The following is a 23,387-nucleotide window of genomic DNA, read 5'->3' on the forward strand; positions in this document are numbered from 1 at the left end:
GAAAAAGGATGCACACGGGCTTGGATGGACAAAAGATTCGCACGTGATCTCTCGGGGCAAACGCTTCAACAAGAGAGCAGAGTTCATCGTTGGGAAATTGAGGAACGAGATCCGGCTTGCCCACACGGGCATCGTCCGCTTGCGCAAGCAGATCTGCCTCCAATTGATGGACCGACGGCGATGTGCTTGCCGAAAGTGACGAGCGTCGTTCCTCTGGACATCAGCGCCGCTGGAGGCGGCAAGATCTGAACGCTCGATCGGTTTCTGCTTTGGACTTAGGGTTGGAATGTATCCTCATGGCATGGCTCTCGTTCCCAATATGATAGCGGATTGGAGCGATACTTCTGTCCGAAACGATAGCGCCGAATATTCTTCACGCGCGGACCTTTGGCCGTTCGGTCAGCTGGAGCCTCGAGTCAACCGACGCGCTCCTGACGTCTGATATTGGATTTGGGATTCCTATCATTTCGATTGCGTCCAGTTCGATATTTTACTGCCTCGCGGAGACGCGATGTTTAAACATTGAGGAAAACAGTGTGCGTGTAGGACAACGGCGACAAGATGATGGCGCGATTATTGATCTATCGATCGATTGGCGCGGCGTCGATGCGGGCATGAATCGGCATGCTCTCCTTTCCTGAAAAGAGCATCGGCGCTCTGATCACGTTGTCCTTGGCGCAGGTCATTGGTTGGGGCACGATCAGCCTGCCGCCTATCATCGGCACGCAAATTGCTGCCGACCTGCACATGACGCTCCCGTCAGTGTTTGCTGGCACGTCGACGCTCTATGCTGCGATGGGATTGTGCTCGCCGTGCCTCGCTAAGCCGTTGATTCGGTTTGGCGCCCGGCCTGTGATGATCGCCGGGACAGTTGTTGCAGCTTCCGGCTTTCTTCTATTGTCGATGGCGCAAGGGCTAAAGCTCTATTTTTCAGCCTGGACGGTGCTCGGTATTGCCTGCAGTGCATCGCTTTCGACAGCAGCTTACATCGCCGTGCATGAGATCGTTGGACGGGACGCCAGGCGCGCCATCAGTACGCTGATGCTGGCGACCGGTTTGTCCAGCAGCGCATTTTGGCCCATTACGTCGCTGATCACCAGTGCGGCGGACTGGCGCACAACGTGCCTAGTCTATGCGGGTTTGCTGCTCCTGGTTTCTACCCCATTGTACGCGTTCGGTCTGCCCGGCCGCCGTTCGCAGGCACCCCGGCCGGCGTCCCAAGAAGTGGCGCCAATTCCTGATCCGATCCAACCAAGAGGCACACTCTGCTTAATTATGGCGGCCAGCGGCTTGACCGTTGTCGTGACGTTTGGCTTAAGCACTGTGCTGATCGAAGTGTTGAAAGCTCAAGGGCTTCCGCCGTCACAGGCTGTCGCGTTAGCCTCCGCGCTTGGGATGGTTCAAGTGAGCGCTCGTGCGATTGATTTGATGAGCGGCGCACGCTGGGATGCCATCACAACTGGCTTGGTTGCCGGCACAGTCCTGGCTTTGGCAATAGTGCTGTTGATGATCAGTGGCGGACAGTTTCTCGGCAGCGCCGCGTTCATGCTGCTCTATGGCATGGGGAGCGGGGCGCTCACGGTCGTGCGCGCAACGATGCCGCTCGTCTTCTACGAGAGGGCCGATTTCACTAAGGCGTCCTCGCAAATCGCGTTGCCACACGATCTGATTTCAGCCGCCTCGCCTCCCATTCTCGCCGAGTTGCTGGTTCGGTTCGGTAGCGGCGCGGTGCTGGAAGTTACCTTGCTGTTCTCGTGCGGCGTGCTCGTGAGTCTGGCGTTGCTGCGCGGTCAGCGTCAACGTTTAGCAGTCGCGGCTGCACTGAAAACAGATGTGCAAAGACGCCATCGGGCCTGCGAATAGCATGGAAAGAGGAGTCGGACTCATTCGCACCGAGAACTCTCAGCAAATTTAATGCGCGTTGCACGGTCGTAACCTCCCCGCCAGCTCTTGCGGTCGCTTGGGGAGACGTCCTCCACTTGACAGGTCATCGTGTACCTGCCACGTTATGCAATATCGTTGCATTATTTGCAACCCATAGGAGTTGTGAGTGTTGGGCGATAAAGCGATGCGCTTAGAGCGACTTTGTAAACAGTAAGACGGCATGCAAGCGGTTTTGTCTCGTTTTTCGGACTAGGCGGATCCGGCAAAACGACGACGTTCATGATGATTGCAGGATTCGAAACACCGAGCACAGGCCAGATCTTCATCGGAACTCGACTGGCAACTGGGCTGAGGCGAAACGCTCAAACCAAGATTTAGTTGAAAATCACGGAGCCGGGTTGGCGCTACCACCAGCTGCGGATCGCCGTGACGCCCCCTGGAATTTCACAGGGCCGCGTTGAGAACACCAGTCGGGTTCGTGAGTGAGGTATTCTTCAGATGAGATTGAGCGAGTATGTCGATCATGATGCCACCGCTCTGGCGTCTCTTGTAACCGGTGGCGAACTTACGCCTTTGGAGTTGATGCGGCTGGCTCGGGAAGCGCATGATGAGGTCAATCCTCGCATCAATGCCATCATCGAATTCTATGAAGATGCCGACGCTGTTGCCGGCGCGGACGGCGGCCTCTTTCATGGTGTACCTTTCCTCCGCAAGGATATCGGCGCCACCGAAGCTGGCCGCCTTCAGGAACAAGGGAGTCGTCTGTTCAAAGGCTATCGCCCTCAGACCGACAGCCATTTTTTTCGTCGCGCCCGAAATGCAGGGCTCCGTACAATCGGCAGAACAACATGCCCGGAGCTTGGTACCTCAGGAATGAGCCAATCCGTTCTGAATGGCATTACCGGTAATCCATGGAATTTGGAACGATCGGCAGGTGGCTCGTCCTCTGGAGCCGCCGCGGCTGTTGCGGCCGGCATCACTCCTATTGCACATGCCAGCGACAGCGGCGGGTCGATTCGCATTCCCGCCTCTTGGTGCGGCCTTGTCGGTCTGAACCCATCCCGCGGGCGTGTGTCTGGTGGGCCGAACGACCAAGACGCGCTGCTTGGCCTTAGCCGAATGTTTATTCTCTGTCGGACGGTGCGCGATATGGCCGCCGCATTGGACGTTTTTTCCGGTCCTTATCCCGGCGATCCATTTATCATTGTCCAGCCGAGCCGCCCCTATGTGGACGAGCTATTTCGACCTAGCCGCACTCTCCGGATCGGAGTCGCGCGAACCAAATGGGGAGGGATTGATGTCGAACTGGAGGTCCTTCAAGCAGTCGATAAAATCGCCGCGCTTCTGGAGGAAATGGGCCATCTGATTATGGAGATCGATCCTCCATATGATCCCGACGAGAGGACGAGGATATCGCTGGGCAGCTACGCTCTTAATGCCAAATCACTTGAAGATGCGGCGCGGGCCATGGGCCGAACAATCGACGCGGACAGCCTGGAACCGGTCAATCTCAAGCTTTATGAATATAGCCGTAACTCTCCACCTGCTTCCATGGGAGACCTACTTGAGGATATCCGAAGATTCCGGTTCCGCCTCGGCGAGGCGATTGATGCTTTCGATATTCTGCTGACGCCTACGATGCCCGTCGTTGCCCCGTCTCACGGAGGCATTTATTGTACCACAAATCCAACGGTTTCCGCGATGGAATTCATGGACGCGGATGCTGCGACCGCGATCTATGGGTACATGGGTGTGTTCAATATCACTGGGCATCCATCGGTGTCGCTGCCGTTGGCCCATAGCACTAACGGTTTGCCAATCGGCCTTCAAATCGTCGGCCGTTTCGGTGACGAGGCAACCTTGGTGCGCATCTCGCGCGACCTGGAACAGGCATGCCCATGGCGCCACCGAACACCAAGCGTGCGAGCGGGGCGCAGCTAACAACTGTCGCGGTGGTTTTCGCTCGGGACAACGCATGACTGCTACGGTTGCAGCGCACTCGGGAAAAGACGGCCAAGCATACTGCCGCCCAACCAGCGAATTTCCTCTATCTGACAGGAGCTGGCTTTTGGTCCTTATCACGCTGTAGCGTTCCGAGTCACGGCGACCCGGTGCTGAGATGCCGATGATTGCCCTCGGCGATTGCTGCTGCTCAGCGCTAGTCGGATCAACAATTATGCGCCCCCAGCATAGTATGGAGCCTTGGCCCAAGAAACAAAACAAACTGACCCGCAATAACCTATAAGGGAGACTGGGCATCAGCTTCTTGAACCTTTTTCGGTCTCGGTCTCGGCTCGGCCTGCTCATTGCGGTTAGCGAGCGGACTCTCGAAGAACAACAAAGTCCAGCACTGGTCGATCTCTAGAAGTTGTTGAAACGACGCTAGCCATCACCTTTCTAAGTTCGCGTGCGCGCACTAGATTCGGATTCAATGCAATGTCGGTGCGATGTCTCCTAGTTTGACGGTCTACCGCGTCATGGCCCATGACGGTGCGACAGGCGGGCCTTTGCGTGAGTTGTGTTTTCAAATGACCGGACTCTGGGGTGGGTCGCGCGATAGTTAGTCGTCGAGCCCGTGATCGGTCACCTGAAGAGCGACGGACATCTCGGCCGCTGCTACCTCAAGGGCCGCAAAGGCGATACCGCCAACGTCGTCCTAACCGCCGTTGGCCACAATCTCCGCCTCGTCCTCGCCTGGCTGAGGCTTCTGCTGAGCCTAATCCTGAACGCTTTGATGCGGCTGCTTGCCGCCCAGGCCGCACTCAAATGCGCTTCTTAACGGACGACTAGTTAAGGAGTACGCAGTCGGCGCTCTCTTTTTGGGGTCTTACCGAATAAGGTTACATAGGCGCGTGAAAAATGTGATGCGCTGGAAAAACCTGTGGCAAATGCGATCTCTGAAACGGAAAGCGGGCTCTGTTGCAGCAATCGCCGGGCGTGAGCCAGCCGCAGATTTCGATAGACCTCCGAGTATCCCGCATTCATATGTTCGGAGAAAAGGCGGTCGAGGTGGCGCTGGCTGACACCCGCATAGATGGCCATCTGCGCACGATCGAGCGGCTGCTCGATCGCGGCCTCCATCTTCTCCAGAACGTTCAGCAGGACGGGATGATTGACGTGGAAACGCTCCGCCGCCGAAGCGCGTTGGGGCGCGGCCGGCTCGGCCACCTGCGTGTGAAGATACCAGTCGCTGACCCGCCGGGCAAAATCGGCGCCCATTCGGTCGGCGATCAGCGCATGCATCATGTCGAGGGGCGCCACGCCGCCACCACACGTGATGCGGTTTCCGTCGAGCACGAAGCGAGCCTGTCTCGGAGCTAGACGAGGGAAGGCCTCGATGAGAGCCGCCGCGTGCTCCCAGTGAATAGTAAAATCCCGTCCATCGAGCAGTCCCGCTGCGGCCAGGATGTAAGGTCCGCCTGAAATTCCTCCCAAGCGCACCCCGCGTCGGGCCAACTGACGAAGAGCCGCATAAAGCGCGGGTGATCCCAAGGCCGAAGGATTTCCGCCCGCGCAGACGAAAATCGTGTGCAGCGGCGATCGATCGAGACGCTGGCAAGGGACAATGGCGCCCGATGAACTCGCAACGGCTGCTCCATCGAGGGAAAGCGGCCTGACATCATAGAGAGACTGGCCCGCAAGCAGGTTGGCGGCGCGCAGGGGCTCGGTCGCGGAGGCATAGGACATCAGCGCGAAGCCGGGCAGCAACAGAAAACCTATGGTTTGCGTCAACCTGCTGCTTTGCTCGACCATGGCTGCTGCGTGTCTTTTTGTGGCTCTTCTGTGAAATTTTGACGACAAAATGGTCGCTATACAAGGCCGAATGACGTGGAACACCCCATGCGCTACACAGCCTTCTCCATCTTCCTGAACGGCCTTCGCGGCAATAAGACATGGAAACCTGCCTGGCGCGAACCGACGCCCAAACCGCACTACGACGTGATCATAGTAGGCGGTGGCGGGCATGGTCTCGCCACCGCCTACTATCTCGCCAAGGAATTCGGGATCCGCAACGTCGCTGTTCTAGAGAAGAGCTATATCGGTTCGGGCAATGTTGGCCGCAACACGACGATCATTCGCTCGAACTACCTGCTGCCCGGCAACAATCCGTTCTACGAGCTTTCCATGAAATTATGGGAAGGGCTAGAGCAGGACTTCAACTTCAACGCCATGGTCTCGCAGCGCGGCGTGTTGAATCTCTTCCATTCCGATGCCCAGCGCGACGCCTATACGCGGCGTGGCAATGCTATGCGGCTGCACGGCGTCGATGCCGACCTGCTGGACCGGACGCAGGTCAGGCAGATGCTTCCCTTCCTCGGCTTCGACAATGCGCGCTTTCCGATTCGCGGCGGCCTTATCCAGCGACGTGGCGGCACGGTGCGCCATGATGGCGTCGCGTGGGGCTATGCCCGCGGCGCTGACGCGATGGGTGTCGATATCATCCAGGACTGCGAAGTGATCGCCATCCGCCGCGAAAATGGCAGGGTGACCGGTGTCGAAACCTCCAAGGGTCTTATCGGCTGCAGCAAACTCGCCGTTGCGGTCGCCGGCAATTCCTCTCAGGTGGCTGCGATGGCGGACATCAAACTGCCGATCGAAAGCCACGTGCTGCAGGCCTTCGTCTCGGAAGGTCTGAAGCCCTTCATCGATTGCGTCGTTACCTTCGGCGCCGGCCATTTCTATGTCTCTCAATCCGACAAGGGCGGTCTTGTCTTCGGCGGCGACATCGACGGTTACAATTCGTATGCCCAACGCGGCAATCTCGCCAGCGTCGAGCACGTCATTGAGGCCGGCAAGGCGATGATCCCGGCTCTGTCGCGAGTCCGCGTGCTGCGTTCATGGGCTGGCATCATGGACATGAGCATGGATGGCACGCCGATCATCGACCGCACCCATATCGACAATCTCTACCTCAATGCCGGCTGGTGCTACGGCGGCTTCAAGGCGACACCCGCCTCCGGCTTCTGCTTCGCCCATCTCATCGCCAGAAACGAACCGCACGCCGTGACGCGCGAAATGCGTCTCGACCGGTTCGAGCGCGGTTATCTGATCGACGAGAAGGGGCAGGGCGCCCAACCCAATCTGCACTGATTCGGGAAAACAAGGACACCGAAATGGCAAGCCTCATCCCCTGCCCACATTGCGGGCAAAGGCCCAAGGAAGAATTCACTGTGAAGGGGGCGGCGCTCGCCCGTCCGGCTGCGGATGCCAGTCTCGAAGTGTGGTTCGACTACGTCTATCTGCGTGACAATCCACGCGGCCGCTACGACGAACATTGGCATCACACGTCCGGCTGCCGCCGCTGGCTGATCGTGACGCGCAACACCGCAACCCATGAGATTGAAGACACGTGTGACTCCGCCGCTCGCGAGGAGACGGGGCAATGACGTCCTATCGTCTCAAGACGGGCGGCCTCATCGATCGCTCGAAGCCGTTATCTTTCACTTTCGACGGCAAGCGCATGACCGGAGTCGAAGGCGACAGCCTTGCCTCGGCTCTGCTTGCCAACGGCCATATGCTGATGGGCCGATCGTTCAAGTATCACCGGCCGCGCGGCGTGCTTACGGCTGGCGCATCCGAACCCAATGCGCTGATGACCATTGGCCGGGGCGGGCGTACGGAGCCCAATACCCGCGCCACTATGCAGGAATTGTACGAGGGCCTTGTCGCGCAAAGCCAGAACCGCTGGCCTTCGCTTAACGTAGACGTCGGTTCGTTAAATAGTCTGCTGTCGCCTTTCCTGTCCGCCGGCTTCTACTACAAGACTTTCATGTGGCCAGCAGGCCTTTGGGAGAAGCTCTACGAGCCGTTCATCCGCCGGGCCGCCGGCCTCGGCAAGGCGACCTACGAGGCTGATCCTGACCGCTACGAAAAGTGCTGGGCCCACTGCGACCTGCTGGTCGTCGGCGGCGGCGCCACCGGCCTTGCCGCAGCGCTGACCGCCGGCCGTGTCGGCGCTCGCGTCATCCTCGTCGACGAGAATGCGATGATCGGCGGCGGGCTTCTATCCGAAACCGCGACAATTGGCGGCCTGTCGGCAGTCGAATTCGCCAGCCAAGCGTTCGCCGAACTCGAACGCCTTCCCAAGGTTCGGCTTCTCTCCCGCACGACAGCCTTCGGCTGGTATGACGGCAACGTGTTCGGGGCCGTTGAGCGGGTCCAGAAGAACGTTCGCGAGCCGCGCAGCGAGGTGCCAGTCGAGCGGCTGTGGCGCATCGTGGCAAAGCAGGCCATTCTCGCCACAGGCGCCGAGGAACGCCCGCTGGTGTTCGGCGGCAACGACATTCCCGGCGTGATGATGGCAAGCGCTATGCGCGCCTATCTCAACCGCTATGGCATTGCCCCGGGCAAGTCGGTCGCAATCGTCACGACAAACGACAGCGGCTACGCATTGGCCCGGGATCTCGAAAAGACTGGCGTGCGGCTTGCAGCCATCGTCGAAAGCCGCCCTGGCGGCGCTACAGCAGGCGTGTATGGAGGGTCGGCTCGCATCATAAACGGCGGCTTCGTCCCTGACGCCGAAGGTGGTCAGGCACTCTCTTCCATTACAATCGTCCAGGACGGCCGGAAGGAAAAGCTGGCCGTCGACGCACTCGCTATGTCGGGCGGCTTTAGCCCCGTCATCCATCTCGCTTACCATCGCGGCGGTAGGCCGGAATGGTCGGATGCTGAAGCTGCTTTCGTGGCGCGGGAGGATCACAAGGGGCTTTCGTTGGCCGGTGCCGCTGCCAAGTCAAGCGGTCTTGCCGGCTGCCTGGAGGCCGGAGCCGGGAAGGCCGCCGCGCTGCTAGGCAAGCTCGAGATGAAGGCGGAGCCCGCCACGTTCGGCGCGGTCGAAGGCGACATCGTCGCGCCACCTGCAAAGCCGGTCTGGATTATTCCCGGCATAAAGGGCAAGGCCTTCATCGATTTCCAGAACGACGTCCATCACAAGGATATCGGCCTTGCGGTTCGCGAAGGCTATGGTCACGTGGAGCTTGCCAAGCGCTACACCACCAACGGGATGGCGACGGACCAGGGCAAGCTTTCCAACGTCAACGCGATTGGCCTTCTAGCCGAGGCGCGGGGCGTATCTCCGGGCGAGGTTGGCACCACCACCTTCCGCCCGTTCTATACTCCGGTTTCCTTCGGGGCGCTCGCCGGCATCTCGCACGGCAAGCATTTCCAGCCGGTGCGCAAGTCCCCGTTGCACAATTGGGCAGCGAAGAACGGGGCGACTTTCGTCGAGACGGGTCTCTGGTATCGTTCCGCCTGGTTCCCGCTTGCCGGCGAAAAGACCTGGCGCGAAAGCGTCGACCGTGAAGCGAGGAACGTACGCATCAATGCGGGCCTTTGCGACGTCTCGATGCTGGGCAAGATCGAAATCACCGGCAAGGATGCCGCGGAATTCCTCGATCGCGTTTATTGCAACCCCTTCAAAAAGTTGCCCGTCGGCAAGGCGCGTTACGGCCTAATGCTGCGCGAGGATGGCTTCATTTACGACGATGGCACCACCAGCCGCCTCGAAGACGAACGCTTCTTCATGACGACCACGACCGCCCTTGCGGCGGGCGTGATGAATCATTTGGAATTCTGCGCACAAGCGCTATGGCCGGAGCTCGACGTGCGGCTTGCCTCCGTGACCGACCAGTGGGCCCAGATGGCAATCGCCGGGCCAAAGTCGCGCCTTATTCTGCAGAAGATCGTCGACGAGGATATTTCCAATGAAGCGTTCACCTTCCTTGCCGCCAAAGAAGTCTCGTTGTGTGGTGGCAGGCTTTCGGGCCGACTCTTCCGCATTTCCTTCTCTGGCGAACTGGCCTACGAACTGGCGGTTCCCGCCGGCTACGGCGAGGCCATGGCCGATGCGCTGATGGAAGCCGGCAAGGAGCGCGGCATCTGCGCCTATGGGGTGGAAGCGCTCTCGGTGTTGCGCATCGAGAAGGGCCATGTCACGCATAATGAGATCAACGGGACGGTCGTGCCGGCCGATCTCGGCTTCGGCAAGATGGTCTCAGCCACGAAGGCGGACTTCATCGGAAAACGGATGCTCGAACGCGAGGGTCTCCAGGACCCGAACCGGCATCAACTCGTCGGCGTCGTGCCGCTGGAGTTCGAGACTTCCTTCCGCAGCGGTTCACACATTCTCGAAAAGGGTGCGGCGGCCACGCTCGAGAACGATCAAGGCTATGTAAGCTCAAGCTGCTACTCACCGCATGTCGGATCCACGATCGGCCTAGCGCTCGTTAGGCGCGGCTCGTCTCGTCATGGCGAGGAAGTGCAGGTGTGGAACGGCCTTCGCAACGAATACACGGCGGGCCGCCTCTGTCACCCCGTGTTCGTCGATCCCGCCAACGAAAAGCTGAAAGTCTGAGGTCAGATGTCCGGATTCGCGATCGAACACGGAATAGCGCTTGGCCAGAAGTCCCCGCTGATCTCGACCAGCGTGACGCTCAGGGCACTTCCCGAGGGCCACGTGCTGCACGTGCTTTCTGCGAACGCGGAGGACGATCTTTCCGAAACAATCCGCGGCGCGCTCGGACGCGAGGCGTTCGCCGTACGTGGCGGGTCGCCCGGTCAGTGCTTCGTGGTCGGCGACGAGCCTATGTCGACGGCAGCACTCGCCGACATCGTACAAAAGCTGAAGCCGCATGCTGACGTCGTTGATCAGAGCCACGGCCGTGTCCGCATAGCCATCGCGGGAGCAAAGGCCCCCTCCGTGCTGGCCAAGGGTACCGCGGTGGAGCTTGAGTCAGACGCCTTCCCGGTGGGCCGCGCGACAACGACGCTGATCGGCCACATCGCAACGCACGTCACCCGCGTCTCGGAGGATGGATTCGAGCTGATGGTGCTGCGAGGTTTTGCGGAAAGTCTATGGGACGAACTCACCGAGCTGAGCGCAGAATTTCGCTGACTTCACATCAACGGACGCGTGCTTGGCCACTTTCTCGCCAACTTGCCGATTCGACAGGAGTAGATATGACGACCAAGCTTATTCTGACTGTTAAGTGCAAGTCGGCACGGGGCATTGTAGCCGCGATCTCGACTTATTTGGCAGAAAATGGCTGCAACATTGTTGCTAGTTCGCAATTCGATGATTGCGACACCGATATGTTTTTCATGCGGGTCAGCTTCGTCTCCGAAGAAGGCGTTAAGCATGCGGCACTTACGGAAGGTTTCAAACCTGTTGCCGGTAAGTTCGGTATGGACTGGGAGATTTTCGATACCTCGAAGCGCATGAAGGTGCTCTTAATGGTCTCCCGCTTTGGTCACTGCCTCAACGACCTGCTCTACCGCTGGAAGATCGGCGCATTACCGATTGACATCGTCGGCGTCGTGTCGAACCACTTCGATTATCAGAAGCTCGTCGTCAACAACGACATCCCCTTCCACCACATCAAGGTGACGAAGGAGAACAAGCCCCAAGCCGAAGCGCAATTGACTGAAATCATCGAGCTGACGGGCACCGATCTTGTCGTGCTGGCTCGTTACATGCAGGTCCTGTCCGACGGATTGTGTTCAAAGATGTCAGGCAAGATCATCAATATCCACCATTCCTTCCTGCCGAGCTTCAAGGGAGCAAACCCGTACAAACAGGCTCACGAGCGCGGCGTGAAGCTGATCGGTGCGACGGCCCATTACGTCACCGCCGACCTCGACGAAGGTCCGATCATCGAGCAGGATACCGCGCGTATCACTCATGCCCAGTCGGCTGATGACTACGTTTCGATCGGCCGCGACGTGGAAAGCCAGGTTCTGGCCCGCGCCATCCATGCGCATATTGACCATCGCACCTTCATCAACGGCAACCGAACCATCGTGTTCCCGGCGAGCCCGGGCAGCTATGCATCCGAAAGAATGGGTTGAGCGATGGTACAAGTAATCGACGGCAAACAGATCGCCGCGTCCGTCATCGACAAAGTGAAGGCGGCCTCCGCGGAGCTTCAGGCGCAGAATGGCGTCAGGACCGGCCTCGCCGTGATCATCGTTGGCGATGATCCTGCAAGCCGTACATATGTCGGTGCGAAAAGCCGCATGGCGAAGGATTGCGGCTTCAATTCGGTCCAGCACACCTTGCCGACTGAGACAAGCCAGGAGGAGCTTGCAGCGCTCGTGACGGCGCTGAACGCCGATGAGTCCATTCACGGCGTGCTCGTGCAGCTGCCATTGCCGAGGCATCTTAACAGCGAAGCGATCATCCAGTCGATCCTGCCGGAGAAGGACGTCGACGGGCTGAATGTCGTTAATGCCGGCAAGCTTGCGACTGGGGATCTGGAAACGGGCCTCGTGTCCTGCACGCCAGCCGGTGCGATGCTTCTGATCCGCCGCACGCGTGGCGGGGACCTTTCCGGCCTCACTGCTGTGGTAATCGGCCGATCAAATCTTTTCGGCAAGCCGATGGCTCAGCTGCTGCTCAACGCCAACGCCACCGTGACCGTGGCGCACTCGCGGACCAAGAACCTGCCAGATGTCTGCCGTGACGCCGACATCCTCGTCGCCGCCGTTGGCCGCCCGGAAATGGTCAAAGCCGATTGGGTGAAGCGAGGCGCTACCGTCATCGACGTCGGTATAAATCGGATCGACACGCCTGAACGAGGCAAAGGCAAAACCCGCCTGGTGGGAGATGTGGCCTTCGCTGAAGTATCCGAGGTCTGTGAAAATATCACGCCTGTTCCCGGAGGTGTCGGTCCGATGACGATCGCCATGCTAATGGCAAATACTGTGATCGCGGCGCATAGGACCGTAGGACGACCGTTGAAGATATTCTAAACATGATGATCGAATCACGCCGGTACGACTGCCAAGCCTGTAAACCGCGGCACAGAATTATCGAATTCCTCGCTTTCTGTATGATCCCGATAACTTCAACCTCGTGACGACCGCGCAGGGCAAGCTGGGCGATTTTCTGACGTGGCCGTTGCACTATCGGCGATCCGGTCGTCGTGGATTACTTGCCGAAGACAGATGAGAGGCGGACCGCGAAGCGCGACCTGTGGCGCGTTAGATTTCGGCTAACTGCAATATTCTGGGGCCGCGTTATTTCATCCGTGACGCTTTGATTTTTTGAGAAGCGCGAAGGGCGGGAGCCGCAGTCGTCCTTTGCCAAGCTCATCGCCACCTACTCCACACCGCCTCCAGTAGCAGATGAACTCGGCGGTCTATTAGGCAGCACGTGACTGCCAACAACCAAGCAACGATACCGTTGCTCAAGCCGCCATTCATGTGGCGGTTCTGCACTCAAAGCGATTGGGAAGACAAAGAAAGACAGATGGCGCACGATCTAAGGCAGCAGTGTTGGCGCCCTCCTGCCGGAAAAACTTGCACGTGGACATGGGGATTGATCTTTGTCTTCCATTGGTCAACGAGAAGGCGTGCCGATTTGGGTCTGCCAACCGCGCGTCCTGCTTCAGCTTCAGTCTTAGATCTGACACTCACGCATCCGGTACGAGCCGAGTTCGATTCGGGCACGCGCGGCGACAGACTCTCACGAAGCTTAAAACTCGGGACATCGAAAGCGTTTCTCAGGATCATGAACTGTCTGGGCCGATGGCTCATGTATGATTCAGGTTGTACAACCTGGCGCTACGGCTTCGAGCCCTTTCTGGCGGCCGTTGTGGCGAAGCTGGCGGGTGGCATGCACTGATTCACGATGCGAGAAACCGCTTTGCATCTTCGGGATCTCCTGCCGCCGCAAGCGCGCCACCGGTCGCCCGGTCGCGCACCAACAATATCTTTGGTAATCACAGCGCCCGCCGATTTCCCTTCTATCGCGATCGATCGGTGCGATCCGCGCATTGAGTTCGCAATGGTTCAAGAGCAATGCGTCGTAACGAAATAGCCGCTCACGAAGCGCTCGATGGAAGCGAGGATGTCATCGATTTGGTCCCCCGGAACGGTTTGGGATCGGCTTTTTGTCGCTCGATGAACGAGGCGATGTCGGCCCTGAGGGCAGCTACGCTGGGATAGACGCCGCGCCTGATCTTCTTATCGGTGAGGAGCGCAAAGAAGGGCTCGACTTGGTTGAGCCATGACGAAATGGCCGGGGTCAAGTGCGACCGCCAGTTGCAGGTGACAGGAGGGCCCGCACTTATCGTGCGGGTGTTTCTGCCTTTTGCTGTCGGCTATTACCTCTCCTATCTCTTCAGAACAATGTGATCGCCGCCCCCTTAACATTGGAGTTGGGGCTCGACGCTGGTGATCTCGGCTTGCTCACCTCAGTCGATTTCCTTACGTTCGCGGCTGCGCAAATAGCGATCGGCATCCTTTTGGACGGTTATGGTCCGTGGCAAATCCAGAGCATTCTGCTGGTTGTTGCTGCAGTGGATGCGGCATTCTTTGCGGCATCAGACAATTTGCTTGTGCTGTTTGTCGGTCGGGCATTGGTCGGTCTCGGCGTCGCTGCAAGTCTGACCGCTGGACTGAAAGCTCTCGCCGAGGCAGTTATTACTGACTTGCATCGGGCTGCCGCAATGGCGTCCGGTCTTCATCCAGGCGGGCGCTTCCGATCGCAGCCGCGATTTCGCGGCACGATCGGCCGCGATCATTTTCGTGACGTCGCGGTCGAATTCCGCAACGACCTTCGCGCCCGCGCGGTGCGGTTCGGCCGCGATCCGAATACGCTCAAGGTGCTGCCCGGCATCGTCCCGGTGATTGGCGATACGGAGAAGCAGGCCAAGGCGCTCCAACTACCGCGAGGTCTCCGAACTGCCGCGGCGCTCCGGCTTGAGCCAGGCAGAACTGGGACAGCGTTACGGCGCGGGAAGAACCACCAGCGGGTTTGCTGGCACGCCCGGGACCGAGTGGTTCCGGCCGGCGCCTGCGACGCTTTCATGTTGCAGGTCCCATATCTTCCAGGTGGTCTGGAGGGGCTCGTGCACGGCCAACATCGCGCCTGTTCCGGACCGAGTGCGACAGTTCGCCCATAGCCCACCGGACGCTCTACTCTTGCCCGAAAATCCCAGGGTTGCGACCAGCAAGTCATCCACGATCGCGCGAGTTCTCGCGACTGATGCGCTTGCCGATCTCGTGGGCCTTGACGAAGGTGGTCTGCCGGTTCCAGACGATGCGCATACAATTCATTGTGCTGGATGCCGTTCATCCGCTTGCGATTTCCCGCGATCGTCGAGGCGTTCCAGACCCCGCCGCGGGACCCTGGCACTGCCTTCCTGTTCAGGGCAGTGGCGATGTCCGAGGAGACCGGGCGTCGAGGTAGTCCGCGGAAATCTGCCGGACGATCGCAGCTTCCGCTTCGTCGATCTCAACCTCTCCGGCTTTGCGCGGGGCGGGTGGTGGTCGTAGCTCCGGCCGCCGTGGCGGCGCCCGTCGCGAATGACGCGGCCTGACCGCGCCGGGTTTTGTGGGCCAAATCCCTCAAGAACAGGCAAACAGACCTTTGACGCCGACCTGGAGATCGTCAGCGACGATGTTGTCCTGGACAGCGATCACCTGGACGCCGGCAGACCTGGTTCGTTGTGAAAGCCGCCCAGGCCTTCGAGGTCGCCTGAGATGGGGTCGAAAGACTTCGATCACATCGAACTTCCGGCTCCTGGCATTCGGCATCAGGCGCTGAAAGCCCGTGCGGTTGACGGTGGAGGGGCCGGAAATGCCGTGATCGGAGTAGACCTCAACGACGATGTGACCCTCACGCTTGCAGAATGCGCGGCACAGCGCGACCTGATCCTCAATCGACTTGCCGCTCTGCTTTTCATTCTCACTAAACATTGTGTAGATCGCCGCTCTCATCATCATCGCCTGCACTGGTTTGACGGTTCTGCTGATTCTGGCGGCTATCGCTGCGGCGCGGGCAAGGGCGCGCACGAGTTTGCGCATTGTCTCGCTGAGCGCGTTTGTCCCGCTTTGCCAACGGGCACTGAAATGTGGGCCGGCCATGAATCAGCATCCCCGCGCCCGCGGCCGCGAGGGCCGCGTGGCGAATCCTGAAACGGCCTCCAAAGACGGGGCCCAGCGCCGGAGTGCAGGACGATATGTTCCTGGGCCGGTCCAAAGCACTCTGGTGGAAACCGATGCTCAGTAAGCGTAGCCCGCGACAAGAGTAGCGCCCCGTGACAGGATTGAAGCAATTCAGCCAAGATTGCATCAAACACGTTCGATGTCCTTCGAACAATGTCCTCGAGACCGCAACGGACATCCGCGCCGGCTCGGAGGATCTGGCACCCTTACATGCCACTTGAAACCGCGTGCTGTTGGCGCAACTGTGCAAGGTCGCGTGTGCTTGTATGCCCTCGCACTCGCGTCCGAAGCAGGGTGATATTTCTCGAGAGTCACGGCTGCGGGAGATGACCGCTGCCTAACCTTGTTCGCTCGACCTGCCGATACTGCCGAACTCGATTCTGTGTTTGATTTTACACATTCGTGTTCGCGTTACTCTTGTGCTCTAACCGCCAAGGGGATCAGAAACAATGTAATAGCGCCTGCAGCTTCGATGGCATCATTTCTGCAGGGAGGACTTGGAACGGAGCTCAAGGGGGATTGAACCGAAAGCGCACTGGAGATCTTTCGGCCCACGACTTAGCCGCACCCTCAGCGAGCCTTATTGCTCCTTTCGTATACGGGGCACCTTAACGATCGCTCCGTTAGCTCAGAGGAGGAGGAAGCCGTGAACCGCCGGAAAGACACACTGGGACACGAGATCCTGCAGGTAGCGGATTACGAACGAGCCCTCTCGATTAACGGCTACTATGCTCAGCTCACGGTCAATGTCGCGGACGTGCCGTTCTGGATGTCAGATGGTGAGGCCTTTGCTTATTGCCGAAGCGTAAGGGGCCGGCGCCAATTCATCCTCGTGAACGCTGTCAAGGGCGCAAAACAGCTGGCCTTTGATCATGATAAGGTGGCTGCCGCCCTCACCCGAGCAACGCAGAGGCATTACGACGCTGACAATCTGCCATTCTGTCGCTTCGACCTGGCTAGCGATGGTCGCGAGATCAGCTTCGAGATCGATAGCACCAGGTGGAGCTGCGATCTTGTGAGCTACACTTGTCTAAGCCAGAGCGCTTCCTCCAAAGTCGATGAGGAGAACCCCTATGGCAGCCCTCCGGTAGAAAATGATCCGAAGGAAAAAAGCGCGTCTCCTGATGGTAAATGGCTGGCCTATATCAATAGGCACAATCTATTCCTGTGCAGCAAGGATGGCCCGCAGGACATGCCCTTGACCTGGGACGGATCCGAAAGCAACTACTATGGGTTGTCGACACTGAGTTGGTCTCCGAACTCGCGCTATCTTGCGGGATACCGGTTCCGCCCCGGATACGAGCGTAAGATTCATTTCGTCGAATCGTCGCCGACCGACCAGCTTCATCCGAGGCGCCGGACGATGACGTATCCTAAACCTGGCGACCTGTTGACAGTATCACATCCGGTGCTCTTTGAGATCGGCAGCCGACGCGAGATCCAACTCGACAACAATCTATTCCGAAATCCGTACGAACTTTCGCCGATCGAGTGGTGGGAGGACAGTCGAGGTTTCACTTTTAAGTATAATCAACGAGGTCATCAGCTCTATCGCCTTCTAGAAGTGGTAGCAGCCACCGGAGAAGTCCGCTCGCTGATCGATGAGTGGAGCAAGACCTTCATCGACTATCAGCCACTGAACATGGACCAGGAGTGCACTGGCAAAATCTTTCAGTATAACGTCGCAGACGGGAAGGAGATCATCTGGGCGTCCGAGCGCGACGGACACGAGCATCTCTACCTTTTCGATGGCCGAACCGGCGAGCTTAAAAATCAGATCACCAGAGGCAATTGGGTGGTCCGCACGGTCTATTTTGTTGATCCGGTTAGGCGCCAGATCTGGTTTGGCGCGAGCGGAATGAACGCAAGCGAAGATCCTTACTTCATCCATGGGTACCGAATCGACTTTGACGGGACGGGCCTGAGTGCGCTCACGCCTGGAGCGGCAAATCATCACATCGAGTTCTCGCCAGATGGCCGCTACTATGTAGACCTGTGTTCACGAATCGACCTTCCGCCGAGCTTGGTCTTATACCGAACCAGTGACAATTCGAAGCTCATGCAGGTCGAAAGCGCCGACATTTCGGAGCTCGTGGCTGCTGGCTGGACGCCGCCGCTCAGCTTTCATGCGAAGGGGAGAGATGGCGAGACTGATATTTGGGGTGTCATTCACCTTCCCACTAATTTCGATCAAACCAAGCGATATCCGGTCGTAGAGAGAATATATGCTGGCCCTCACGGTTCTTTCGTTCCGAAGTCATTCTCAGCCTCGGCCGAGCCGCTCGCGCAACTTGGATTCGTCGTTGTACAGATCGATGGGATGGGGACGAACAACCGCTCGCGAGCGTTCCACGACGTCGCCTGGAAAAATCTGAAGGACGGTGGCCTTCCCGATCGAATCCTGTGGCACAAGGCGGCAAGCGCAAACTATCCGTGGTACGATATTTCAAACCTTGGCATTTTTGGTGCGTCCGCCGGTGGTCAGAATGCGGTGAGCGCACTCCTCTTCCATTCTGAGTTCTACAAGGTAGGTGTCGCTAATTGTGGTTGCTATGACAACCGAATGGACAAGATCTGGTGGAATGAGCAGTGGATGGGCTGGCCGGTTGGCATCGAATATTCACAATCCTCCTCCGTCGACAACGCGCACCGATTACAAGGTAAGCTGTTGCTGATTGTCGGCGAACTGGATGAAAACGTCGATCCGTCGTCCACCTTCCAACTTGCCGATCGTCTTATCGACGCAGGAAAATTCTTCGACATGCTTGTGGTGCCGAACGGAAACCACGGAGTGCCAGGCAATTACTGCAAACTAAAGCTCGTGGATTTCTTCGTTCGCAACATTCTTTGGCAGATACCACCTAACTGGAACGCGGCTTCGATCGAGCCGCTGAGCCGGTGCTGGATGCGAGGACGCGATCGCCAACAACTAATTAGCTCGATCGAATCTCACAAGTGATGTCCGCGTTCTACGGCGGGACGATTTTGGCCCGGTCAGCGTTCGTGTGAAGCGCGGATGACGGTAGGTCATGGGCACCTTCAGTTCGCGGGCAGATCGGAAGACGCCGCGTAGAAGCTCAACAGCAGAGAGCGGAATGGTTTACCTCTTGGATGTAACGGATCATGAGTGGGGGATGTACCAAGTCCTTCGCACCAACTCATAGATAAGCATATTGAGGGCGTTGCACTTCAACAGGATCCCATGGCTGGGTACCTAACAGTTGATGACGCCTTCGCGTTTCCCGACATTTGCAGGCCATCCACCACATCAGCAGTGATGAGGCGCAGCCCAAGTCAGCGGACATCGTGGTGATCGGTGGTGCGATTGTTAGCGCCAGTGCGGCCGTATCCTGGCGCGGCGGGGCCTATAGCTAGCGCTTGTCCAAAAGGGGGGATGTCGGTTGCGAAAAGTCCGGCCAGAGTGTGGTTAGTGCCGTCGGCAGAACCGCGATGCGCGTGAATTTCCGCTCGCCAATCTTGCAACTCGCGAGCTTCAAGAAGCGAAGCTCATGCTCCTGGGCAGGTACCGATTCTCCTGCAAAGAACAGTTTGAGAGTCGTTTTCGCGACCGGCATGCAATTTGCTGAAAGATCCGGAAACGAGAGGGGCTTGATGACAAGCAGTGACATCATTCGCCAATTACACCAGCGCCGGCGCGTCTTTTCAAGGACTGTAGGAGAGAGCACAATTGTGAGGATACTGACAAAGCCCAAACATGCCGTCGACCGGGTCCACTACGCGATTGTGCGTGTGGTCCGGCGGGTCCTGCGCGTCCTTACTCGGCTATCGCAGTCGATTGCGCCATTCGGCCCAATCGACGCCGGCCTTGATGGGGCGCACCGTGAGCCGCCAATGAGTTCTCCGGCAGTCCATGCGGCTGAATGGCGCCTGGACGGCAAAGCGCAAGTTCCTCTAACAACCGCGCGTCGAATGGAGCGCATCAGGCGAAGTAAGGCCAACGACAAACCGTTTCACTCATACTAGGAGCTTCAAATGGGTCATCAAGTTTGCACTGTGCCCGAGTCTGTACAGCTGGTTTTTCAAGATGGCGGTAAGACGCCGCGCGGTTTCGTGGCGGATCTATTCCGGGAGGTGTTCGGCAGACATCAGCGCGATGCCTACGCCCTTTCCATGTTGATCGAACGGCGGGACAAGGCCGCGTGCGGCCCCTTCCCACCGTCAGTTGCAAAGGCGCTCTTCGATGCGGCGCAGGAACGAATCCGAGCTGAAGGACATACGTTGCAAATCACCTCCGAGCCTGTTGGCGAAACCGAGGCGCCAGATCCGTCCGAAATCCACTTCGAATTGGCCCGTGACGCGGTTGCCTGGCATTTCGCTGATATCCCGCCGAACAGCCTCGTGACTATGGTGCGGCAATTTCCCGGCCACATGCGCGCGGACATCCAGATCGCAATCGACAAGCTGTTCGCTTCGCCGGTCCGCTTCTTTGGCCTGCATCAGCGATGGGTTTTGGAGAAGCTGTCATTCGCGGAGCTCCGGCGCGCCGGAGACGATGCCGTCTTGCTGGCGTCGCCACAATACCACGAGATCGACATCGGCGAGGCTACGCCAGTCAAATGCCTGCACAATGGGCTGTGGCTATCCGAGGCGAACGAGTTTCGTTACGCTGTCGTGCTGTACTATTACCGCGAGCCAGTGCAACAATGCGGGACCGACCCAGAGGAGATGATGCACATTGAGGTCGCGGTGCCCGCCGGCGGGGCCGGCGAGTCTTTCGCGCAGCACTGCTTCGTTGAACTGGAGAGAGCGGTACGATCCGCCGGATCGTACCGTGGCAAGATCCTGTCCCTCGAGAGCGATTCGAATTACAGCGGCCGTTCGCGCGGCGTTACGGTGCATCGTTGGCCCCGGGTAGACCGCGCGGACGTGATCCTGCCCGAAAAGGTGCTCAAACTGCTCGATGGAAATGTATTGAGCTTTGTCGGAATGCGCGATGCGCTGCGCCGGCTCGGCCAATCGACACGCAAGGGCATCTTGCTTTATGGCCCGCCCGGCACCGGCAAGACCCACACGATCCGATACCTCGCAACTAACCTGGCTGATCAGACCACTCTAATAATGGCAGCCGGGGAGGTCGGTGCGCTCGGTGAATATATGAACCTCGCGCGGCTGTTGCAGCCGGTATTGGTGGTGATCGAGGACGTCGATCTGATCGCGCGCGACCGCAATGAGATGCGAGACGCGCGCGAAGAATTACTGCTCAACAGGCTGCTCAATGAGATGGATGGGCTGAAGGAGGATGCCGACATCCTGTTCTTACTTACCACCAACCGATTGGAAGAGCTCGAGGGCGCGATCGCGGCGCGGCCTGGCCGGATCGACCAGGTCATCGAGGTGCCTTTACCTGATGCTCATGGCCGCGACAAGCTGGTGCGGCTCTATGGCAAAGGCCTTCCACTCACGGAGGCTGTTGTCAATGAAGCCGTGCGACAGAGCGAGGGCCTCAGCGCCGCCTTCATCAAGGAGTTCATGCGGCGCATCGCGCAATCGTCCATCGCGCGCGATGGCGGCAAAACGGTCATCTGCAATGATATCGATCAGGCGCTGGACGATATGCTGCCGATGAGGGGGCGCGGATCGCGGGCCGAGTAAGCTGGACCGTGAGCCGCGACAAGGGGCAGGAGCGGCCACAAAGTGTGCGCGCAGTTGTCCAAAATAGGTCAGTTGGCCGACGTTCAGATCGGCGGCGAGCTGACCGGCGAGTTGGGATCCCGCAGGCGGCTCGTGCGTCAGCGCATGCAGGCGGACCATGAGGCGGCATGCTTTCCGGTGAACCGCCGCGTGTCAACAAGTGATCGGATTTTGATTGTTCGTGCCCGGTTCCGGGACCACGTGCTTTCCGCCGATAGCGCTGAACATCTGTGCCATGCATGCCATCACGCGCCGGGCCGTGGACTGGGATTAGCAATGATGCGGCGGAAGGTGTGTCTCCTACCGGATCATGGTGCCCGCCTTCTTGTGGCCGCTCAGAGAGCGCAGTTGGGCTTCCGTCAGACCAGCATTGGCGCGCTCGACGTTACCGCCGTGCCGGATGCCCAATAAACTTCACGTTCTCGTCGGTGCCCGCGAGCTGTCTGATTTTCGCGATGCTATGACGGAAAGTAATCCGCCTTCCACGGAAGATGAACTTTGCGGGTTCGATCGAGTGTTTCGCACGTCACGATGAGCGTGCCCAAGCGTGGAGTGTTGTCCATTCCCCAATCGGCTGTGCCAATCCATGCCCGCAAATGGCAAGCGTACTCTCAGCAAACGACTGAAGAGCACACAAGGCTTGCCGCGCTGCAGCAGCATTCTGTGCTCGCTCGCCTGTCTTTTTGTCCTGGACGATGAATTTTTTATTGTCTCGTTGATTCGGGTGGCCGATGGTGTAAGATACAACCTGTTGATGCACGTATTACTGATTGTTTTCTAGAGCGCCTACTATCCTGAGCTAAAGCGCTATTTTCCGCTGTGCGCCGAGGAAGCGGGAGCGGTTTGACAAAAGGGTTCGCGGTTCAAGACCTAAAACTGCATCGTCATCAGGGAGAAGTAGAATGACCGGGAGCGAAGGAGCGCCGGCTGCGATGCCGCGCGCAACGGTGTCTGCTGAACATCGGGCCATAACGGAGTTCCAGGGCGACTGGAACGTCACGCAGAAGCAGTGGATCGGGGCGAAGGGTGATACGCCGATCGTGAACTCTGGGACGTGCGTATCTCGAGTCTTAATGGATGGACTTGCGGTCATCCTTACGCTTGAGCTGCACGGGCCCACAGGGGATTTTCAAGGCGCTGGTCTGTTTACATGGAATCTGAGCAAGCGTCGTTACGAATCCGCCTGGATTGATAATCTCAGTCACGATGGTCTCATGAGCATGCATGGCCAACCCACGCGCTCAGTCAATGCGGCCATTGTGGATGCAGCCGGCCGACCTTCCATAACCGAGCGTGTTTGGCAGTCGCAGCCCGCCGACGTCAGCTTCTTGGGGCCCGCAGGGAGCTCGCTCGCTGCAGCGAAATCCACAAGCGAGCAGCAAGCAGCCGGCATTCCTCTCAGTTTGAAGGAGAACCGCATTTCGAACGATGAGTGGATACTGACGTTTTCAGCCAACGTGAACGGGAAAGAGACTGTCGTAATGGAGAACCATTACACCCGTGCCGGGCCCCGCGGCCCATCGATACATGACACGGCTGCTTCAGCTTTTGTACCGCAAGCAAGCCTTGGTGGGGCAAGCCAAGCGGCAATGTCGCATCCCGCCGCACTATCGCATCCGGCTGCCATATCGCACCCTGCTGCACTGTCGCATCCTGGAGCGCTATCGCACACGGCTGCATTCTCGCATCCGGCGGCACTGTCTCATCCTGGAGCATTGTCACACCCGGCTGCATTGTCGCATCCGGGTGCGCTATCCCACCCAGGCGCGTTGTCGCATCCGCCAGCCTTATCGCATCCAGGTAGCGTGAGATAACGTCGCGTGAGCAGACATGACAGCCCAATCGCCAGCAGCGTGGTTGGACGACACTGTCTTCCGACCACGAAGGGAGACAAGCGGACG

15 protein-coding genes and 3 pseudogenes are annotated in these 23,387 nt (G+C 58.6%); 15 read left to right on the plus strand and 3 right to left on the minus strand.

Going from position 1 to position 23,387, the window contains the following annotated elements:
* The first annotated feature begins 624 nt into the window (after nucleotides 1-624).
* From MTX21_RS33540 to MTX21_RS33555, 4 genes and pseudogenes are all read left to right on the plus strand, one after another.
* Nucleotides 625-1,863 (plus strand): MFS transporter, encoded by a 1,239-nt coding sequence (locus MTX21_RS33540; protein WP_280968824.1) that lies wholly within the window; start codon nucleotides 625-627, stop codon nucleotides 1,861-1,863.
* A 252-nt stretch (nucleotides 1,864-2,115) separates the two neighbouring features.
* Nucleotides 2,116-2,220 (plus strand): annotated as a pseudogene (locus MTX21_RS33545) (ATP-binding cassette domain-containing protein); the annotation flags it as partial.
* Nucleotides 2,221-2,382: 162 nt separating this feature from the next.
* On the plus strand, nucleotides 2,383-3,825 hold the full coding sequence (locus tag MTX21_RS33550; RefSeq protein ID WP_280968825.1) for an amidase: 1,443 nt from the start codon (nucleotides 2,383-2,385) through the stop codon (nucleotides 3,823-3,825).
* Nucleotides 3,826-4,450: 625 nt separating this feature from the next.
* A pseudogene (locus MTX21_RS33555) lies at nucleotides 4,451-4,663 on the plus strand (IS5/IS1182 family transposase); the annotation flags it as partial.
* 11 nt (nucleotides 4,664-4,674) lie between these two features.
* Here the strand turns inward: MTX21_RS33555 and MTX21_RS33560 are convergent.
* On the minus strand, nucleotides 4,675-5,637 hold the full coding sequence (locus tag MTX21_RS33560) for a GlxA family transcriptional regulator (RefSeq protein WP_280968826.1): 963 nt from the start codon (nucleotides 5,635-5,637) through the stop codon (nucleotides 4,675-4,677).
* An 87-nt stretch (nucleotides 5,638-5,724) separates the two neighbouring features.
* Here MTX21_RS33560 and MTX21_RS33565 point away from each other — a divergent pair, with 87 nt between their 5' ends.
* The 7 genes and pseudogenes from MTX21_RS33565 to MTX21_RS33595 all read left to right on the plus strand — a co-directional run.
* Nucleotides 5,725-6,975, plus strand: a complete 1,251-nt coding sequence (locus MTX21_RS33565; protein WP_280968827.1) for a sarcosine oxidase subunit beta family protein — start codon at nucleotides 5,725-5,727, stop codon at nucleotides 6,973-6,975.
* 23 nt (nucleotides 6,976-6,998) lie between these two features.
* The gene (locus tag MTX21_RS33570; RefSeq protein WP_280968828.1) at nucleotides 6,999-7,271 is read left to right on the plus strand and encodes a sarcosine oxidase subunit delta; all 273 of its coding nucleotides are present in this window, start codon (nucleotides 6,999-7,001) and stop codon (nucleotides 7,269-7,271) included.
* A complete protein-coding gene (locus MTX21_RS33575; RefSeq protein ID WP_280968829.1) occupies nucleotides 7,268-10,237 on the plus strand; it encodes a sarcosine oxidase subunit alpha family protein in 2,970 nt (989 codons plus the stop codon). The genes MTX21_RS33570 and MTX21_RS33575 overlap by 4 nt, the downstream gene beginning before the upstream one ends.
* Nucleotides 10,238-10,243: 6 nt before the next feature.
* Nucleotides 10,244-10,777, plus strand: coding sequence for a sarcosine oxidase subunit gamma family protein (locus MTX21_RS33580; protein ID WP_280968830.1), 534 nt, complete (start codon nucleotides 10,244-10,246; stop codon nucleotides 10,775-10,777).
* Between the two features lie 65 nt (nucleotides 10,778-10,842).
* Complete coding sequence (gene purU / locus MTX21_RS33585; protein ID WP_280968831.1) at nucleotides 10,843-11,730, plus strand: formyltetrahydrofolate deformylase; 888 nt, start codon at nucleotides 10,843-10,845, stop codon at nucleotides 11,728-11,730.
* A 3-nt stretch (nucleotides 11,731-11,733) separates the two neighbouring features.
* On the plus strand, nucleotides 11,734-12,633 hold the full coding sequence (gene folD, locus MTX21_RS33590) for a bifunctional methylenetetrahydrofolate dehydrogenase/methenyltetrahydrofolate cyclohydrolase FolD (RefSeq protein WP_280968832.1): 900 nt from the start codon (nucleotides 11,734-11,736) through the stop codon (nucleotides 12,631-12,633).
* Nucleotides 12,634-13,899: 1,266 nt separating this feature from the next.
* Nucleotides 13,900-14,294, plus strand: a pseudogene (locus MTX21_RS33595) (MFS transporter); the annotation flags it as partial.
* Here the strand turns inward: MTX21_RS33595 and MTX21_RS33600 are convergent.
* Complete coding sequence (locus MTX21_RS33600) at nucleotides 14,208-14,549, minus strand: hypothetical protein (protein WP_280971196.1); 342 nt, start codon at nucleotides 14,547-14,549, stop codon at nucleotides 14,208-14,210. The pseudogene MTX21_RS33595 and the gene MTX21_RS33600 overlap by 87 nt on opposite strands.
* Nucleotides 14,550-15,234: 685 nt before the next feature.
* Nucleotides 15,235-15,753: a recombinase family protein gene (locus tag MTX21_RS33605; RefSeq protein ID WP_280968833.1), complete on the minus strand. Its 519-nt coding sequence runs from the start codon at nucleotides 15,751-15,753 to the stop codon at nucleotides 15,235-15,237.
* 727 nt (nucleotides 15,754-16,480) lie between these two features.
* Between MTX21_RS33605 and MTX21_RS33610 the strand changes: the two genes are divergently transcribed.
* From MTX21_RS33610 to MTX21_RS33625, 4 genes are all read left to right on the plus strand, one after another.
* Nucleotides 16,481-18,793 carry a S9 family peptidase gene (locus MTX21_RS33610; protein WP_280968834.1) on the plus strand — a complete coding sequence of 771 codons (2,313 nt, stop codon included), beginning with the start codon at nucleotides 16,481-16,483 and terminating at the stop codon, nucleotides 18,791-18,793.
* A gap of 1,034 nt (nucleotides 18,794-19,827) precedes the next feature.
* Nucleotides 19,828-21,447 (plus strand): ATP-dependent Clp protease adaptor ClpS, encoded by a 1,620-nt coding sequence (locus tag MTX21_RS33615; RefSeq protein ID WP_280968835.1) that lies wholly within the window; start codon nucleotides 19,828-19,830, stop codon nucleotides 21,445-21,447.
* 72 nt (nucleotides 21,448-21,519) lie between these two features.
* Nucleotides 21,520-21,897 carry a hypothetical protein gene (locus MTX21_RS33620; RefSeq protein WP_280968836.1) on the plus strand — a complete coding sequence of 126 codons (378 nt, stop codon included), beginning with the start codon at nucleotides 21,520-21,522 and terminating at the stop codon, nucleotides 21,895-21,897.
* Between the two features lie 491 nt (nucleotides 21,898-22,388).
* Nucleotides 22,389-23,300, plus strand: a complete 912-nt coding sequence (locus MTX21_RS33625) for a DUF1579 family protein (protein ID WP_280968837.1) — start codon at nucleotides 22,389-22,391, stop codon at nucleotides 23,298-23,300.
* The last annotated feature ends 87 nt before the right edge of the window (nucleotides 23,301-23,387 follow it).

Source organism: Bradyrhizobium sp. ISRA430 (assembly GCF_029909975.1).
GTDB lineage: Bacteria > Pseudomonadota > Alphaproteobacteria > Rhizobiales > Xanthobacteraceae > Bradyrhizobium.